The sequence below is a fragment of the Daejeonella sp. genome (genome assembly GCF_017495225.1).
GTDB lineage: Bacteria > Bacteroidota > Bacteroidia > Sphingobacteriales > Sphingobacteriaceae > Daejeonella.
Genome location: NZ_JAFEIG010000036.1, coordinates 1 through 18059 on the forward strand (window position 1 = coordinate 1; position 18059 = coordinate 18059).

The 18059-nt window shown below is 36.2% G+C and carries 16 protein-coding genes; 7 read left to right on the plus strand and 9 right to left on the minus strand.

What is annotated here, in order from left to right:
- Positions 1-1193 (plus strand): gliding motility-associated C-terminal domain-containing protein (locus QZ136_RS13235; protein WP_291404397.1); only part of this gene is annotated, 1193 nt, incomplete at its 5' end.
- Between the two features lie 42 nt (positions 1194-1235).
- Entirely contained in the window at positions 1236-2129 is an 894-nt protein-coding gene (locus QZ136_RS13240) for a PorP/SprF family type IX secretion system membrane protein (protein WP_291404399.1), read from the plus strand.
- Between the two features lie 75 nt (positions 2130-2204).
- On the opposite strand, the gene QZ136_RS13245 is transcribed toward QZ136_RS13240, so the two are convergent.
- Together QZ136_RS13245 and QZ136_RS13250 are read right to left on the minus strand one after the other, a co-directional pair.
- A complete protein-coding gene (locus QZ136_RS13245) occupies positions 2205-2669 on the minus strand; it encodes a rhodanese-like domain-containing protein (RefSeq protein WP_291404401.1) in 465 nt (154 codons plus the stop codon).
- 59 nt (positions 2670-2728) lie between these two features.
- The gene (locus QZ136_RS13250) at positions 2729-3316 is read right to left on the minus strand and encodes a TlpA disulfide reductase family protein (protein ID WP_291404403.1); all 588 of its coding nucleotides are present in this window, start codon (positions 3314-3316) and stop codon (positions 2729-2731) included.
- A 283-nt stretch (positions 3317-3599) separates the two neighbouring features.
- Here QZ136_RS13250 and QZ136_RS13255 point away from each other — a divergent pair, with 283 nt between their 5' ends.
- A complete protein-coding gene (locus tag QZ136_RS13255; protein ID WP_291404405.1) occupies positions 3600-3896 on the plus strand; it encodes a hypothetical protein in 297 nt (98 codons plus the stop codon).
- A 15-nt stretch (positions 3897-3911) separates the two neighbouring features.
- Here QZ136_RS13255 and QZ136_RS13260 read toward each other — a convergent pair whose 3' ends face one another.
- The 5 genes from QZ136_RS13260 to QZ136_RS13280 all read right to left on the minus strand — a co-directional run bounded on the left by QZ136_RS13260 (position 3912) and on the right by QZ136_RS13280 (position 10804).
- Positions 3912-4772: an N-acetylglucosamine kinase gene (locus QZ136_RS13260; protein ID WP_291404407.1), complete on the minus strand. Its 861-nt coding sequence runs from the start codon at positions 4770-4772 to the stop codon at positions 3912-3914.
- A 3-nt stretch (positions 4773-4775) separates the two neighbouring features.
- Positions 4776-5171, minus strand: coding sequence for a response regulator (locus QZ136_RS13265; RefSeq protein WP_291404409.1), 396 nt, complete (start codon positions 5169-5171; stop codon positions 4776-4778).
- Positions 5172-5220: 49 nt separating this feature from the next.
- Entirely contained in the window at positions 5221-6534 is a 1314-nt protein-coding gene (locus tag QZ136_RS13270) for a TolC family protein (protein ID WP_291404411.1), read from the minus strand.
- A 71-nt stretch (positions 6535-6605) separates the two neighbouring features.
- The gene (locus tag QZ136_RS13275) at positions 6606-9680 is read right to left on the minus strand and encodes an efflux RND transporter permease subunit (RefSeq protein WP_291404413.1); all 3075 of its coding nucleotides are present in this window, start codon (positions 9678-9680) and stop codon (positions 6606-6608) included.
- A gap of 41 nt (positions 9681-9721) precedes the next feature.
- Positions 9722-10804: an efflux RND transporter periplasmic adaptor subunit gene (locus tag QZ136_RS13280; RefSeq protein WP_291404415.1), complete on the minus strand. Its 1083-nt coding sequence runs from the start codon at positions 10802-10804 to the stop codon at positions 9722-9724.
- 268 nt (positions 10805-11072) lie between these two features.
- Between QZ136_RS13280 and QZ136_RS13285 the strand changes: the two genes are divergently transcribed.
- Positions 11073-12878, plus strand: a complete 1806-nt coding sequence (locus tag QZ136_RS13285) for a PDZ domain-containing protein (protein ID WP_291404418.1) — start codon at positions 11073-11075, stop codon at positions 12876-12878.
- A 41-nt stretch (positions 12879-12919) separates the two neighbouring features.
- On the opposite strand, the gene QZ136_RS13290 is transcribed toward QZ136_RS13285, so the two are convergent.
- Positions 12920-13393: a hypothetical protein gene (locus QZ136_RS13290; RefSeq protein ID WP_291404420.1), complete on the minus strand. Its 474-nt coding sequence runs from the start codon at positions 13391-13393 to the stop codon at positions 12920-12922.
- A 200-nt stretch (positions 13394-13593) separates the two neighbouring features.
- On the opposite strand from QZ136_RS13290, the gene QZ136_RS13295 reads away from it, so the two are divergent.
- The gene (locus tag QZ136_RS13295) at positions 13594-15360 is read left to right on the plus strand and encodes a long-chain fatty acid--CoA ligase (protein WP_291404422.1); all 1767 of its coding nucleotides are present in this window, start codon (positions 13594-13596) and stop codon (positions 15358-15360) included.
- Complete coding sequence (gene ggt / locus QZ136_RS13300) at positions 15353-17056, plus strand: gamma-glutamyltransferase (protein ID WP_291404424.1); 1704 nt, start codon at positions 15353-15355, stop codon at positions 17054-17056. Before QZ136_RS13295 ends, ggt begins: the two co-directional genes overlap by 8 nt.
- A 13-nt stretch (positions 17057-17069) precedes the next feature.
- Here the strand turns inward: ggt and QZ136_RS13305 are convergent, their stop codons facing one another.
- The gene (locus QZ136_RS13305) at positions 17070-17468 is read right to left on the minus strand and encodes a hypothetical protein (protein ID WP_291404425.1); all 399 of its coding nucleotides are present in this window, start codon (positions 17466-17468) and stop codon (positions 17070-17072) included.
- A gap of 126 nt (positions 17469-17594) precedes the next feature.
- On the opposite strand from QZ136_RS13305, the gene QZ136_RS13310 reads away from it, so the two are divergent.
- Positions 17595-18059, plus strand: coding sequence for a MarR family transcriptional regulator (locus QZ136_RS13310; protein ID WP_291404427.1), 465 nt, complete (start codon positions 17595-17597; stop codon positions 18057-18059).

Genomic DNA, 18059 nt, shown 5'->3' on the forward strand with positions numbered 1-18059 from the left:
ATGCTGGCGGACTAAGCTTTGAGAACAGCTTTAGCATCAGTATTAATGATGTAAATGAAGTTCCAACAGCTATTTCGCTAAGCGCAACAAGCATCAATGAGAATTCAACTATCGGCACTGTCCTAGCAAACCTAAGCAGTAGCGATGTAGATGCAGGTGATTCGCATAGCTACACCTTAATTAGTGGAACAGGTGATACCAATAATTCAAGCTTTGAAATTGTAGCTAACCAAATCAAAGTGAAGGAAAGCTTCAATTTTGAGAATAAATCGAGTTACTCTATTCGTGTTCGTACCACCGATGCTGGAGCATTAAGCTATGAAAATACATTCACCATTACTGTGAATGATGTAAACGAGGTGCCAACCTCCATCGCAGTCACTAAGCTGAATCTTTACGAAGATAATAATGTGGATGAGCTCATCGGACTCCTATCTAGCACCGATGTGGATGCTGGTGATGCACATACTTATACTTTAGTCTCAGGAACTGGATCCACAGATAATGGCGCCTTTAAAATCCTGAATGGTCAGCTTCGTGCCGCGCAGGTATTAAAGTATGATTCAAAAAGCACATATACTGTTAGAATTAGAACTACTGACAAGGGTGGGCTAAGTCTTGAGCAAATTTTTTCAGTTACTCTCTCTCAGCGACCAGTCCTAACAGGAACAGGCAATGAAACCTATCCAAATACAAGAATATCAGCCAGCGCCAACCCTTCCATCAGCATGGGCTATAGCTCTGATTTATATGTTAGTGGAGCAGATATAGTGTCTTACAATTGGTTCCCATCTACGGGTTTAAACTCCAGTACTATCAGTAATCCAATAGCAAGTCCAAAAACTACTACGACTTATACGGTAGAAGTAACTAACCGCTTTGGAAGTAAGACGAGGATAGCTATAACAGTAACCGTGAGAGAAGATTATAATATCACGCCTAGCAATATTTTATCTCCAAATGGAGATGGAGAGAATGATGTATGGACGATTGAGAATCTATCAGCTTACCCGAATAATAAAGTCATGATTATAGACCGATCGGGTAAATTAATCTATTCCAAAACTAATTATACAAACGATTGGAACGGAATTTTTAATGGCAATGCGCTACCTGAAGGCACCTATTACTATATAATCACATTAAACAACGGAGCCGGCGAGAAGAAAGGCTTTATTACCATTATCAATTAAATCTATAGCCCTATAAATTAAATCTATATGTACCTAAAAAACATGTTTAAAAGTCTTTTTTTAACAGTAATTGCTCTTCTGATATTAGAAAGCAATTCAAATGCACAAATCAATCCGATGGCGGCTCAATACTTCCAGAATACGTATTTAGCTAATCCGGCGATGGCTGGAGTAAATCAAGGGATCCGCCTTAATTTAGGATACCGGAATCAGTGGAGTAATATCCAGGGGTCGCCAAGAAACTTATCGGTAACGGCTGATTATGGTGGCGAGAAGGTAGGCGTAGGAATGAATTTTTATAAGGATGAAGCGGGATTGCTAAATAGATCAAAGCTTCAGGCGACTTATGCTTATCACCTTCCATTAAATAATGAGGAAGGGAAACTTCATTTCGGGATATCGTTGGGCTTGCAAACCAATTCATTAAACACTCAAAATATTGTGGGTTCTAGCAATGATTTAAGTGCCATGCGCTATAATGATCAGGAGAATATCATTGATGGTGATTTTGGAATGGCTTATTCGGATAAGAAGTTCAGAATTGAGGGGGCTGTAAGTAATCTTAAAAATCAGTTACAGATTGAGGATAATGAAATCTCGGATTATGCTACCTTCATGACTGCCTTTACGTATATGGCTCAAGTGTCCGACTGGCAGGTACATCCTAAATTGGTTTATCGTGGCGTTAAAAACTTCAATGATATATTGGATATGGGACTAGAGCTTCGTACACCAGATGATCAATTGGGCTTTATGAGCATGTATCATACTAATAAAAGCATGAGCTTTGGTTTAAGTTATCAGAAGTTGAAGCAGTGGCAATTATTAGTGCTTTATAATACGCCTGTCCAGGCCTTAAAGAGTTATGCAACGGGTACTTTTGAAATTGGCTTGCAATTGAATGCAGGAGGGATTTTTAAGGGGAAAAAGCAATAGGTAATATATAATACGAACAAAAGCCTGCTAATTCTTAATTAGTAGGCTTTTGTATTTAATGATTAACTAATTCAATTATTTTCCTGCCAGCGGATAACCTTTGTCAATCCAATCTTTCTTCACATTTGTAGGGATATTCAAGAGTTTCCCATTATTAAAACCCATGCTCTTTAACATGGCTACCGCAGGACGAATATTAGGGCATCTGCTGAATGGGCAACAGCCGCAATAAACTACAACATAACTTGTTTTTGGGAGTCCCGAAAGTGTTTTTCTTAATCTCTCTAAATTCTCCTTTTCGCTAGCCGCACCAAGGTTTTTGGCTCCTTTAATGTTTTCAACTACTCCAATATTATAAATTAAAGGCTGCTTTGCCTTCGGATTTGCAAGTATTGCAGCTAAGGCAGCTGGTTCTATTAAATCTTTCTGAGTCCAATTATCTTTTTTATCCAAAGATTGGTTGGTATTTATGCTGGTTTGAGCATTAGAAATAGAAATTATGCTAATGCTAAATAGGAGTGTAAATAGGATTTTTTTCATTTGTTTTGAATTATAATACAAAATTAACGATTTTTTAGTCAATTAATTTTTTAGTCGCCTTATTTACTAAGGGTATTTAAGAAATCAATCATTTTCTGATTATTATAATCCGCCATGCCAGTATGGTGAAAAACTAAAGTACCATCGGGACCAATAATTGCGGTTGTTGGGAGGCTTCCACCGAATATATTTTCCGGTATTCCAGATTCACTTGTATAAACCTTTAAGTTGAATGAATTGGTTTTCATGTATGCCACAGAAGATTTTACCTTAGCATCCACATCCACCATAATAAACTCAACTTTGTCTTTGTTTGTAATTTTTGATGCTAATGTATTGATGGAGGGCATTTCTGCGCGACAAGGAGGGCACCAAGTAGCCCAAAAATTAATAAAATAAACTTTACCATTCCGCTCAGCGGTATTTATGATTTCGCCATTTTCGGATCTGAAAATCATAGGTGGTGGAATTGTTTTATTGCTACCCGAATCTTCTGTCTCTACGCTTGCTTCTGCATTAAATAATCCAGTAAACATCAAACCTCTTATCAAAAATGCTCTTGCATCAGTGCTGAAAAATACAACAGAGATAAATAGAATAAAAAAAACATTCCCAATGTTAGCTTTCAAATAATTCAATATTTTCATGATTCCTTAATCCTTAAGATGCAATTTACAGAGATTTCTTCACGACTTATGTAACAAGTGTTGCATTGCTTTTATTTTTTTATAGTTTATTTTATTCCCAAACATATTCCTGTTTTTATTTTTAGTTAAAATATTTCTTTTTGATTCATAAATAAATTTAATATATTTAATTAAAATGATATATATTTAATTCAAAATACACTATATTTCTATTGTATTTATTTAAAAAAAAATCGAATTTTATAATTCTTCTTCTTTTTTGAATCAATTTACCTATTGTATTATGGCAAAAAGTAATATTTCGGCAATAAAAAATTGGATTAAAACAATGGGTTTTGAATTGGTTGACACACATGATTTTATAGATCAAGCAGTTAAAATCAATTATTATACCTTAGGTAATTTTGGCGTTTATGAAGAAATTTCAATTAAAGTTGGCAAACCTGATGATTTGCGATTTATAACCTGGAATCCCTGGGGTATTGATTTTGAGGTTCATTCAATAACAGAGCTGCATGATGCATACCAAGACTTTATTCGTTTTAGTCCCGAAATGAAATCCCAAAATAAATTTCTATAAGTCTATTTGTGCAATTTATCTCAATATTTTCTCTCCATTTTTAGAGATAAACGAAGATAGTTCTTCAATAGGATGCTTTAGGATTTTACCAACCTTTATACCTTGTTCTGCGCATAATCGTTTTAAAATATCCGAAAAATGAAAGGCGATTGATCCCACAAAATGACAGGTATGTAGTTTATAGTCTTCGTATGATTTGATATTCGTTTCAATAAATTCATTAAATCCCTTTTCCAATAATTCTATGATGTAGGGATGGCTCAAGTTTTCACTCATAAATGGAGCAAATGAGGCCAAATAAAAATTAGGTGATGGTTCTTGATAAATTCGTTTGATAATCGATTCTTTGTCGATTTGATATTTATTGTAGAACTCTTTAGAAAGTTCTTGTGGCATGGTGCCATATAAAAACCCGGTAATTAGTTTTCTGCCAAAGTAAGTGCCAGAGCCTTCATCACCTAAAATATAGCCTAAGCCATGCTTACTATCATGCACTTTTTTCCCATCAAAATATGATATGTTTGATCCAGTGCCTATAATGCAGCAAATGCCTTTGCTCAGTCCAGTGGTAGCGTAAATACACGCAATCAGGTCGATATCTACACTAACAAATGCATTTTTAAAGATTTTGGATAGTGCATTGGAAATTAATTCACGTCGATCGGGACTAGAGCATCCGGCTCCAAAGAAATAGATTTCTTTTACCTGTTCAGTATATCCCTGTATTTCGGGTGTTTCCTGAAAAATTTTAATAATGTCTTTTTCAGTTAGAAAGAAGGGATTTATTCCAGCTGTTCTAAACGAGATACTTTGATTTTCTGATACAGTTAATATCCAATCGGCTTTACTTGAGCCACTATCCGCAACTAATAACATAATTTATATTTCCTGAATTGATTGTTTACTTAAGGGTTTCCCAATAAATTTTGAAACCATTGGGTTTTCCTTAATTTGTTTTATGTCTGTTGGATCAAGGGAAGATGTGAGTATGTATATTTTGATTTTACCAGGCTCTAAGCCAGGGATTTCCATTAAAGAATTAAGAAATTCGAAACCATTCATCATGGGCATTCTTAGGTCTAGGAAAATTACTTCTGGTAATAATTGCCCATTTTCTAGAGCAGTTTTTATTAACTGAAACGCTTCAATGGGATTATCAATAAGGGTGATTGATTGCGCGAATTTCTCATTTTCTAAAATCTTTTTATTGATCAGATTGTCGATATAACTATCATCAATGAGAAAAACATTTTTGTATTTAAAGCCATCCATCATGCCAAAAATACTAATTCTTGGCGTTAAAGCAAATCAAGTGTCTTTTAAATTAATCTAGATTTAATTTCCCAGATAGTTGGAGTAAAGCTATTTCTGCTAGCTTAGCCTCAAATTGTGAATTAGTGAATCGGGCGTTCGCATTGATATAATTGCGTTGCGCCTCTCTAAATTCTAATGGAGCTACACTTCCAATCTTGAACTTCTCTAGCGTAATATCCATGTTCTGTTTTGCTACAGCTAGGTTCTCTTGTTCTAGTCTAACAAGCTCTAAATTAGTTTGATAGGTTTGATAAAGAGAGGTTAGTTGTGAAACTATATTCTGGTTCACTTTATCATACTGAATTCGACTGTTTTCAATCTCTAGTGAGGCATTTTTCTCATTTCTCTTCTGCAAATAGCCATTAAATATGTTAACAGACGCAGTCAATCCATAGTTTAGTCCCCGCCCCGTTGATGTCCTCGCAAATCCCAATTCTGAAGTCGATTGATTGAAATTATAACCCGAATTTAGGTTAATAACCGGATATCTATTGGCCTTAACCTGCTTGAGATTAATCTCTGCAATTCGTCGGTTAATTAGCGCAGTTTGTAAATTGGGGTTTAATTGGGATGCAGATGATTGTAAATCTGCAAATAGGAGGTTATTACCGATGATGATGCTATCTGAAACAACAAAATCTGCCTTTATCTCTCTGGCTAACAGTTCATTAAGCTTAATTTTAGTGCTGCGATATAAATCTAACTGCCTCAACAGATTGGTAGTGTCTGTATTTAAATCTACCGATGCTGCAAGTACTTCCAGCTTAGCAGCTTTCCCAATTTTAAATCTATTATTTGAGTTCTTTAACCTTAATTGTGAAATAGTTAAAGCCTCATTCAATGCCTTTATCTGTTGCTGCTGTGAAACAAGATCGTAATAATTATTGATTACATCGGCTAACGTATTCTGTATAGTTAACTTTAAATTAGCTTCTCCTAATAGCTCCAATTCTTTTAGTCGGTCGTAGCGTGCAAACATTTGAAATCCGTCAAATACTTGCCAGTTTATAACCGGACCATAAACTAAGTTTGAATTTCTTGCACCATTTCTTTCTTGGGTTACTCCACTAGAAAGTGTTTGTTTGGTATTAGAAACGGTATTATTAGTGCTAAAATTTCCGGTTACAACAGGCAACATTCCAGCATTTGCACGATTGAAATTATTCTTAGCTTGCTCAACATTGTTCTTAGTGAGCTTAATGTCAAAATTATTTTCAAGTGCAATCTGCACGGCTTGCTCCAAACTTAACTTTTCCTGTGCCTGTGTATTACTGGCAAAAAGTAAAATTAAGACTAGATATTTTATCAATACTTTTTTGTTCATATGCTTTTAATGTGCATCAACTAATGTTTAAATTCAATAATTAATTTTAAATTAATATTTTTAATAAATTATTAATTATTCTTTTCGAATTCTGGGTGTGCTTTATGTTTTCTTGACCACATTGAATAAATGGCTGGGATGACATAGAGTGTTAATACCAATGAGAATAAAGTACCACCGATAATTACAATTCCCATACTCATGCGACTCTTTGCAGCTGCTCCAAGGGCCATGGCGATTGGTAATGCGCCAAGGGCAATAGCTAGACTTGTCATTAAGATTGGTCTTAAACGTGCCGCAGAAGCCTCAATAATTGCTTCAGAGATAGGCTTTCCTTGTTCTTTTAACTGATTTGCAAATTCCACAATCAGAATACCATTCTTTGTTACCAGTCCTATGAGCATAATTGTACCTATCTGACTAAAGATATTCCATGTTTGGCCAAATAGCCACAAGGATAAAAATGCACCTGCTACAGCCATTGGTACCGTTAAAATAATGATAAATGGATCGATGAAGCTCTCAAATTGGGCTGCCAAGATTAGGTAAACCAATAGAAGCGCCAGAGCAAATGCAAATAGTGTATTTGATGAGCTTTCTTGAAAGTCTCTTGACTCTCCACTTAATTCTGTCGTGAAGCTGTCGTCTAAAATTTTATCCTTAGCGCGATCCATGGCTTCAATTCCATCTCCAATACTTTTTCCTGGTGCTAATCCTGCAGAAACGGTTGCCGACATGAATCGATTATAATGGTATAATTGCGGCGGAGTACTTGTTTCTTCTACCTGTATAAGATTATCTAATTGAATAAGTTGTCCTTGATTGTTCCTCACAAAAATGGAGGTAAGATCTAGAGGGTCGTTTCTATTAATCTTTTCGTACTGCCCAATAACTTGGTACTGCTTCCCATTCATCTGGAAATATGCAAATCTTTGTCCGCTAAGTGCAAATTGAAGTGTTTGTGCCACATCTAAAATAGATACTCCAAGGTTTCTAGATTTTTCACGATCTATGGATATATTTATTTCAGGCTTATTAAACTTTAAATTTACATCCGTCACGGTAAAGGTTGGATCTTGCCCAATCTCATTCATAAATAAAGGCAATTTTTCTCTTAGCTTCTCGAAATTAGGTGCCTGAATGATATAAGATACTGGAAGTCCACCACGTCTGCTAACCGAAATAGTTGGTTGTTGAATAACAAATGTACGCCCTTCGGTATAGCCTTTGGTAATTTTGGTGAGTTTATCAGCAATTTGTGCCTGACTACGTTTTCTTTTGTCGGCTTCTGTAAGTCTTATCCTTAAAAAACCTGTATTGGCAGCACCAGAGCCACTAAATCCTGGTGAAGTTACTGTTAAGTTTATCCTCTTCTCTGGGATAGAGTCTTCAATCATTTGAGATAATTCTAAAACGAAGTTATCCGTATAATCATAAGATGATCCCTCGGGAGCAGTAAGCTGAATATTTACAGAACCACGGTCGTCGTATGGAGCAGTTTCTTTTTGAAGGATATTCCAAAATAAAGCGATTAAGCCGATGCAAAAAAGGATAATTGGAAATGCTAACCACTTTCTTTTCATGAAATTACTTAGCGATTCTGAATATCCAGATATCATATTTTGAAAATAGGGTTCCGACCAATTGTAAAATTTGGTCTTCTTTTTATTAGCCTTCATCATGTAGGCATTTAGCATCGGAGTTAATGAGAGCGATACAAATGCCGAGATTAAAACGGCAGCACCTATCACCACCCCAAATTCTCGGAAGAGGCGCCCAACAAAACCTTCCAAAAATATTACAGGAAGGAATACAGCAGCAAGGGTAACAGATATGGAAATAACAGCAAAAAATATTTCATTTGAACCTTTAATAGCGGCCTCTATCGGGCTATATCCTTCTTCTACTTTTTTGTAGATGTTTTCAGTAACTACAATTCCATCATCTACTACCAAGCCCGTTGCCAATACAATTGCTAGTAATGTTAGTACATTGATGGAAAAGCCAAAAAGGTACATGATGAAGAATGTAGCAATCAATGAAACAGGAATATCTATCAGGGGTCTGAATGCCATACTCCAATCACGGAAAAACAAGAAGATAATGAGTATAACTAGAATGAGGGATATTAAAATAGTTTCAGCTACCTCCGTTACTGATTGTTTTATAAATATGGTATTATCTAAGGCAATATCTACAGTAAAATCATCAGGAAGATCTTTTTTTAATTGTTCGTATCGCTTATAAAACTCCTTAGAAATCTCTAAATAATTTGCTCCAGGTTGAGGCTCAATCGCTATTCCAATCATCGGTGTACCCGATTGACGAAGCATAGTTTCTTCATTTTCAGGGCCTAATATTGCAGTTCCGATGTCTCTTAAACGTACAGTATTGTCGCCAGTACTCTGAATAATAAGGTTGTTAAATTGCTCCTCATTGGTTAAATTTCCTAGTGTTTTTACGGATAGCTCTGTCGATTTACCTGTTATTTTTCCTGAGGGAAGCTCCACATTTTCTCTGTCGAGCGCATTTTTAACGTCTAAGGCAGTTAGGCGATAGGCCGCAAGCTTGGCAGGATCAATCCAAATACGCATTGCATATCTTTTCTGCCCCCATATCTGCACTCCACTTACTCCTGGGATTGTTTGTAAACGTTGTGAAATTACATTTTCAGCATAATCACTTAGCTCCAGTTGATTTCTTTTACTACTCTGGAGGGTCATCGATATGATCGATTCCGAATTAGCATCAGCCTTTGAAACTGCCGGCAATCCATCGATGTCTTTAGGTAATTGACGAACAGCCTGAGAAACACGATCTCTAACATCATTCGCCGCCTCCTCTAAGTCTTTTTCAAGGTTGAATTCAATGGTAATATTACTAGTACCCTGATTACTTGAACTGCTGATACTCTTAATACCTTCAATGCTATTAATTGCCTTTTCAAGAGGTTCAGTTATTTGTGACTCAATGATGTCTGAGTTTGCTCCTGGATAACTTGTCCGAACAGACACAATGGGAGTGTCAATAGATGGGAACTCCCTTACGCCTAAAAAGTAGAAACCAATGATTCCAAAAAGTACTATTAGTAAATTTAATACTATTGCTAAAACCGGTCTTTTTATACTGATGGTAGATAAACTCATTATTTATTTTATTTTAATAAATGTCACAAACTCCCTAAAGATTACTCATTGATAACTTTAACCTCAATAGGTGTATCATTTTTAAGTGACATAATTCCCGTTGTTAAAACAGTATCTCCTACACTTAAACCGGAACTTATTAAAACCGATTTGTCAGTTCTTGTATCTGTCTCTACCATCACTTCTTTAGCCTTTCCATTTGAGCTTATAAACACTTTTTTACCCATTAAAACAGGGATAACTGATTGGGTTGGGACTAATATTGCATCGTTTGTATTGCTTAGAGGAAGTTCAATTTTAGCAAATGAACCCGGCATTAATTCACCATTCGGATTGGATGCCTTAGCCTTCAACTGCAAGGTACGTGTTGCAACATTAATTCCTGGTTCGATTGCATAAACTGTAGCGCTATACACATTCTTTGACCCAGAAACAGTAAATGAAATTTGAGTGTTCATTTTAATTGTTCCAGCATATTTTTCAGGTATAGAAAACAAAATTTTTACCGGATTGCTACTTACTAAACGTGCAATAGTGCTTGCAGGTGTAATGTATTCGCCAGCAGAAATTGAGCGTAATCCAATTTTTCCACTAAAAGGCGCACGGACTAAAGTCTTGGCCAATTGTGCTCTAATTACCTGAGTCTGTGATTGTAATGACCGAAGCTCAGCTAGTGCAACATCATATTCTTCTTTACTAATTGCTTCTTTCTCAAGAAGCATACCTGCACGGAATTCTGTTTCTTGAGCTAACTTTTGCTTTGTTAATGCTTGGGAAAGCTGAGCTTGCAATTCAAGGTCATTGATTTTTAATAAAACTTTGCCTTTGCTAACACTGCTACCCTCCGTGAATTGAATGGAAGTCACAAGGCCCGAAATTTCACTTCGTATATCTACCTGCTCATCGGCTTCAATTGAACCGGCAATTGAAAGTGAATTAGAAAAATTCTCGGTTTTAACTACTATTCCGTTTACTTTCAAAGCCGATGGGGAACCACCGCCTGGTCCACCTGGTCCACGACCTCCAGAAGCAGATTGCTGCGCTTTATTTTTATTAAAACGATAGGCAACAGCTCCGCCAATAAGAATTACCAAGATCAGATAAATGATATACTTTAATTTCATGTGATGTTTTCTATTTTTTATTATAAAAGATTTCCGCTTTCAATTATTTGATAACCAAGTGTTTATGTATTTTTAATAGGGTTTTTGGCTCCTATTGGGATAAAAACAATTGAATGGCGAGGGATTTTAACATAATTAGTTTGCAAATTTATCTTTTATACATTGTATTTGGTGGTATTGTAGCATTTATTTTACAGCCTTTAATTTAATAACTAGCAAGAAATGTATTAAAAAGTTATTTTTGACAAATCTCATTTATTAATCAATTATGAAACATCTGATATCCTTATTTTTTATTGCAATGATTACTACTTCTCTGAGTGCACAAAATAAAATTGCCTTTGAAGTTTCTTTCTCTGAGCCTCAAGCCCATTATGTAGATGTGGCAATGGAAATTTCCGGAATAAAATCTCCCTACATTGATTTAAAAATGCCGGTTTGGACCCCAGGGTCCTATTTAATTAGAGAGTTTGCAAAAAGTGTAGAATCTTTTAACGCTGTAAATGCTAACGGAGCTATACTTAATGCGGAAAAGATAAATAAAAACACTTGGCGCGTAGCTACGCAAGGGGCTAACCAGGTTAAGCTGACTTATCGTGTTTACGCATTTGAAATTTCTGTAAGAACCAGTTTTGTAGATGAATCGCATGCATTTTTATCTCCAACGAGCATTTTTATGTATCCTGATGGACAGATAAATAAACCATCAACAATAACAATTAAACCTTATAAAGCTTGGAACAAAATATCTACGGGCCTTGAGCCTCTAGCTTCTAAAGCAAATACTTTTATTGCCCCCGATTTTGATATTCTTTATGATTCTCCTTTTGAAATTGGCAATCAGGATATTTTTGAATTTGATGCAGCAGGCGTAAAACATGAGGTAGCCATGTATGGCGGTGGTAATTATGACTCCGAAATTTTAAAGCGAGATATGGCAAAAATTGTTGTGGAGCAAACCAAAACATTTGGTGTTAACCCAAATAAAAGATATGTTTTTATTGTTCATAATTTTAATTCTGGTGGCGGTGGATTAGAGCATTTAAATTCTACCGTTTTAGGTGGAAGTCGTAATTCTTATAATACTGAATCTGGACGCTTAAGATTTTTAAGCCTTGTTTCTCATGAGTATTTTCATTTATGGAATGTTAAGCGTATGCGCCCAATTGCTTTAGGGCCATTTAATTATGATGCTGAAAACTACACCACTAATTTGTGGATTGCTGAAGGCTTTACAGCCTACTATCAGGATATTTATACCAAAAGAGCGGGTCTGTTAAGTCCGGAGCGTTATGTTGCCGATCTTGCCAATGCCATTACCCAAGTAGAAAATCAGCCAGGAAATAAGGTTGATCCTGTGAGCCAAGCCAGTTTTGATGCATGGATAAAGCAATATCGTCCGAATGAAAATTCAGTTAATTCAACGGTTTCTTATTACAGCAAAGGAGCTTTAATTGCGCTAATTATGGATTTGGAAATCATCCATTCTACGGGAGGAAAATACGGCTTAGATGAAGTCTTGAAGGCCGTTTATGATGAATATTATGTAAAGAAATCTAGAGGCTATACCGATGCAGAATTTAAGGCAATGGCTGAGAAAATTGCAGGAAAATCTTTCGATGATATTTACTCGAATTACGTTAACGGAGTCAAAACTATTGATTACAATAAATATTTGAATTATGCAGGCTTCAGTTTAATTGATGATGCTAAAGCGTCAAAGGAGGTCTATTTGGGAGCCAACACTAGTCTTCGCGATGGAAAAATAATTGTTACTAGTGTTTTACGCCAAAGTCCTGCTTGGATATCAGGCTTAAACGTTAACGATGAAATTCTGGCTATGGATGATCAACGTATTAATAATGTTTCTGATCCTCGCTTGTCTGAGGTAAATAAATATATTAGCACTAAGCGCGCAGGCGATAAAATTAAGGTCCTTATTAATCGTGACGGTGAATTGTTAACTTTAGATGTTACTCTCCAAAGAAATCCGAACCATAAGTTTAAAATTTTGAGCTTGGATGGGGCAACTGCAACGCAAAATGCAGTCAGAAAGAGATGGCTCCATCTGTAATATGGATAAACAAAAAAGCAGCCCTAGGGCTGCTTTTTTGTTTAAAAAGTAAATCTAATTGCTAAACCTAAATCATTCGAACTTAAGCCAGAATTAGGTGTAATTTCTAATCTTGGACGCCAGTCGAGTGCCAGATTTATCGGCGCATCATTAAATTTATAGTCTAAGCCAATAACCCCATCGGCACTAAAAAATACCTCTCCATCAAAATCTCTTCTTTTGTAGGAACCAATACTCGCACCTCCACCGTAATACCAATTCAATCCGGGTGCATCATTAATTGGATTATGAACTTCATATAGTCCGGTGAAGAAAAAACGATCAAAATCGTCATTGTTTCTAAACGATAAATTGAAATCCAAGGCTTTATTTGAATTTAAAAAGGTTTTGTAGTTTATACCATTGTATGGACCTAGTCGGACACCTATTGCATTTTCATAAGATTGGGCAATTGCATCCGTTTTTGCTATTAGCAAAAATCCTGCTGTTAAGCTTAGTAATAATAGTTTTTTCATGATTTTATTTATTAGTTCAATAAACTATTCAAATACAATGCCAACAAGCTTTTTATTCTTAAAAACAATGTTTTTTCATCCCGTAAATTAATCTATGGACAGTTTTTTTAAAACCAAATTGCGCTTCTAAGCTAATTCTAATTTGCAGTGCTCGAAATTTTAGCTATTTTGCTAAATTAACGGATAAAACTATTGTTCTTATGGCACAAATTACACGCGTTTTTGATCTTCTACAGCTTTCAATGGAAAAGTATCAGAAGGATGATATGGTGGCAGCCAAGCAGGACGGCGTTTGGGTTAAGTATTCAACTGAAAAGTTTGTGGGCTTAGCAAACGGATTAAGTTGTGGTTTGATAGCTAGCGGAATTAAGAAGGATGATAAAGTGGCTATCATGTCGCCAAACAGACCTGAATGGAATATTGGTGATTTTGCTATCATGCAAATTGGTGCAACTCAGGTCCCAATGTATCCAACATTGGCCGAAAATGACATAAAATTTATTCTGAAAGATGCCGACGTAAAAATTGTATTCGTCTCTGATAAAATATTGTTTGATAAATTAGATAAGGTTCGGACAAAAGATTCAATAAACTTTGATATCTACAGTTTTGATAAAATTGACGGTGTACCACATTGGATGGATTTAATCGAACTTGCAAATCGTTCTGAAGCAATTGATCTGCAAGTCTACCGCGATCGTATCACTCCTGAAGATTTATTGACCTTAATTTATACTTCAGGTACAACCGGAACTCCCAAAGGTGTAATGCTTACTCATAATAACCTAGTTAGTAATTGCATCGCTTCTTCCGTAATGTATCCCGAAAACTTCTCAAAAGCATTGAGTTTTCTTCCTTTATCCCACATTTTTGAGCGCATGGTTTTTTACATGTATTTCTATTTAGGGATATCTATTTATTATGCACAAAGCATGGAAACCATTGCCGCTGATCTTGTTGAAGTGAAGCCACATGGTTTTACTACTGTGCCGCGACTACTCGAAAAAGTGTACGACCGTATCGTAGCTAAAGGCTCTGAACTTACCGGCATTAAAAAGCAATTGTTTTTTTGGGCACTCAATTTAGGACTTAGGTATGAACTGGAAGGAAAAAATGGATTTTTCTACGAATTGCAATTAAAAATTGCCAATAAAATTATTTTCCCAAAATGGCGTGAAGCACTCGGTGGGAATATTATGGCGCTAGTTTCTGGTGGAGCGGCTTTGCAACCAAGGTTAGCACGTGTATTTTGGGCCGCTAAAATGCCGGTTCTTGAGGGCTACGGATTAACAGAAACTTCGCCGGTTATTGCAGTCAACGGACTCAGACCTGGAGCAGCAAAATTTACTACCGTAGGTAAAGTTATTAAGGATGTTGAAGTGAAAATTGCCGAAGACGGCGAGATTTTATGTAAAGGGCCTAATATTATGAAGGGCTATTATAATCGTCCTGATCTAAGCGATGAGGTAATAGACAAAGATGGTTTTTTCCATACTGGCGATATTGGTGAGTTTGTAGATGGTGTTTACCTTCGCATCACAGATCGTAAAAAAGAAATTTTTAAAACTGCAGGAGGTAAATATATCGCTCCTCAGGTGCTTGAAAATAAATTCAAAGAATCACCTTATATTGAGCAGGTGATTGTAATTGGTGAAAATGAGCGCTTCCCTGCTGCTTTGATTTTACCTGCTTTTCCAGCATTGTCTGCTTGGTGTGAGAGGTCTGGAATATCTTATACCTCCAATGAGGAAATGATTAAAGATCAGCGAATTATCGATAAAATACAATCGGTGATTAATCACTTTAATCAGGAATTTGGAAATTGGGAGCAGGTGAAAAAATTTGAACTATTACACAATGAATGGAGTATTGATGGTGGCGAGTTAACTCCTAAATTAAGTTTAAAAAGAAAAGTAATTTTACAGAAATACAAAACTCAAGTTGAGAAAATTTATAAAAATGAATAAGAATATTAAAGTCGCACATAATTTATTTGTCCTTTTTGCCTTCGGTCTGTTTTTAACCTCATGTGTTGGTGGTCAAACAGGCAGGAATAATAGCGGGCAATATAAAAATGGTATGGTGGTTTCGGCTCATCCGGAAGCATCAAAAGTGGGACTTGATATTCTTAAAAAAGGTGGAAATGCAATAGATGCGGCCGTAGCAGTGCAATTTGCATTGGCAGTTGTTTATCCAGACGCAGGAAATATCGGTGGTGGCGGATTTTTAGCTTATCGCTCAGCAAAAGGTGAGATTTCAACACTTGATTTCAGGGAAAAAGCTCCCGGAAATGCTAGCCGTGACATGTATCTCGACGCTGCAGGAAATGCTATTACTGAAAAAAGTATCTACGGCCACCTAGCAGCAGGTGTTCCAGGAAGTGTTGATGGAATGGTGAAGGCTCATGCTAAATATGGTAAGTTATCCTGGGCAGAAGTGGTACAACCAGCGCTAAACCTTGCTCAGAATGGTTTTTCTATCACAGAAAGTCAGGCGCAAGAGTTTGCTGCAATGCAAAAATCAATAAAAAAGTATAATCCTGGCAAAAGCTATTTTATTAAAGATAAGTGGACTAAGGGGGAGTTGTGGGTTCAAAAGGATCTTGCTAAAACTCTGCAATTAATTCGTGATAATGGTCGCGATGGCTTTTATGCCGGTGAAGTTGCCGATCTTATTGTCGCTGAAATGAAAAAAGGTGGCGGTTTAATCTCCAAAGAAGACCTTAAAAATTATCAGGCACAATGGCGCGACCCTCTAGTGGGTAATTATAAGGATTTTAAAATTATAACAATGCCACCACCATCAAGCGGAGGTATTGCATTATTACAATTGCTCAACTCAGTAGAAGCCTATCCTTTAAAACGTTATGGCTTCAATTCAGATTCAACTATTCAGCTTCTTGTGGAGGCAGAAAGACGTGTTTATGCCGATAGAGCTACTCACCTCGGTGATCCCGATTTTTACAAAGTGCCTCAAAAACAATTGATCGATCCTAAATATTCAGTCGAGCGTATGGCTAATTTTAATTGGAATAAAGCCACCTTAAGCTCTGATATCAAGGCAGGTGAAATTATCGCTGAAAGCGAGGAAACAACTCATTTTTCTATAGTTGATCGTCAAGGTAATGCAGTAGCGGTAACTACAACATTAAATGGGGGCTATGGCTCCATGGTTTTTGTAAATGGTGCCGGATTTTTATTGAATAATGAAATGGACGACTTTTCCGTTAAGCCAGGAACACCCAATATGTTCGGTCTTCTAGGTGGTGAAGCAAATGCTATCCAACCCGGAAAAAGAATGTTGAGCTCCATGACTCCCACCATCCTTGAAAAAAATGGTGATCTTTTCATGGTTGTGGGTACCCCAGGTGGCTCCACAATTATTACCTCTGTTTTTCAAACAATTTTGAATGTAATCGAATTCGATATGGGCATGCAAAGTGCTGTAAATGCCAAAAGATTTCACCATCAATGGCTACCAGAAGAAGTAGTTGTGGAAAAAGGTGGGGTGGATAGCCTAGCAAGACTTAAGCTAGAAAATAAGGGTTATAAATTCAGAGAAAGAAAAGCAATCGGTCGCGTAGATGCAATCTTAAAAACTAAATGGGGTTATTTTGAAGGTGGCGCAGATCCTCGTGGCGATGATACAAAGCTAGGTTGGTAAAACAGCGCTAAAATTATTTGAAAGGGTATTTTATAAGACTCGTCTGACTCATACCATTCTTTTCATAAAGGGCTATGCACTGCTTTTGAAAAGACTTTTCAATGTTTTCTCCTTCTAATTGTAGCTTGCCATCGTAAGTATTTTTGCTCAAGAAAAAATAAATGCGCGTAGTGCCATATTTATTGTGAGGCATATAATTGCCATATTGCTCCATCGATTCCCAGTTTTCTTCATCAATGCTTACGGCGTAAATACGAATAATCGGCCCAGTATTTTGTTCATTTCTGATGAAAGAGATCTCCTTTAAATTCCCTTTTAAATCCCTAATTCCAGGAGTACTTAGCGCACTCCAAAGCATCGCAACAATTATTATTGTAGAAATAAGATATAGGTAAATTTTGTTTTTCTTCATTGCTGCCCAAATCTAAGCTTAAAATAATTCAGAAAAAACCTTTAAATTCTAATAAAAAATATGCTTTTGTGTTTGTTTTATAAATTTCTTATCAATAAATTTGCTATGCTTGCATAGTAATTTGAAATGAAGCCTGAAGAAACTGTAGATTATTTTTTAAAGATTGTTTGGCAAACGGTTGCCAATAAATACAATCAGATAGCATCTGATTTTGGGATTACACAAGCCCTAGGTTATATGCTGATTAATATTCATGAAGAAGGGACTGCTGTATCACAGATTGCGGCGCTATCAGGAGTGAAGTCGACTAGCTTGTCGAGAATTCTCAAAAATATGGAGGAATTGGGTCTCATTTTTAGGGAGATTGATCCAAAGGATAAAAGATCTGTTAAGATATTTTTGACCTCTATCGGAAAAGAGAAACGCCAATTAGCAAAAGGGGTAGTGCGAAGTTTTAATGAGTATTTAAATGCACATATTTCCGATAAGGAAAGACTCCAATTGATTAAAACATTGAATAAAATAAATCAACTAACCGCTGATTATAAACCTCAGCCTCATTGTTCGGATCCTTCGAACAGTGAGGCTTGA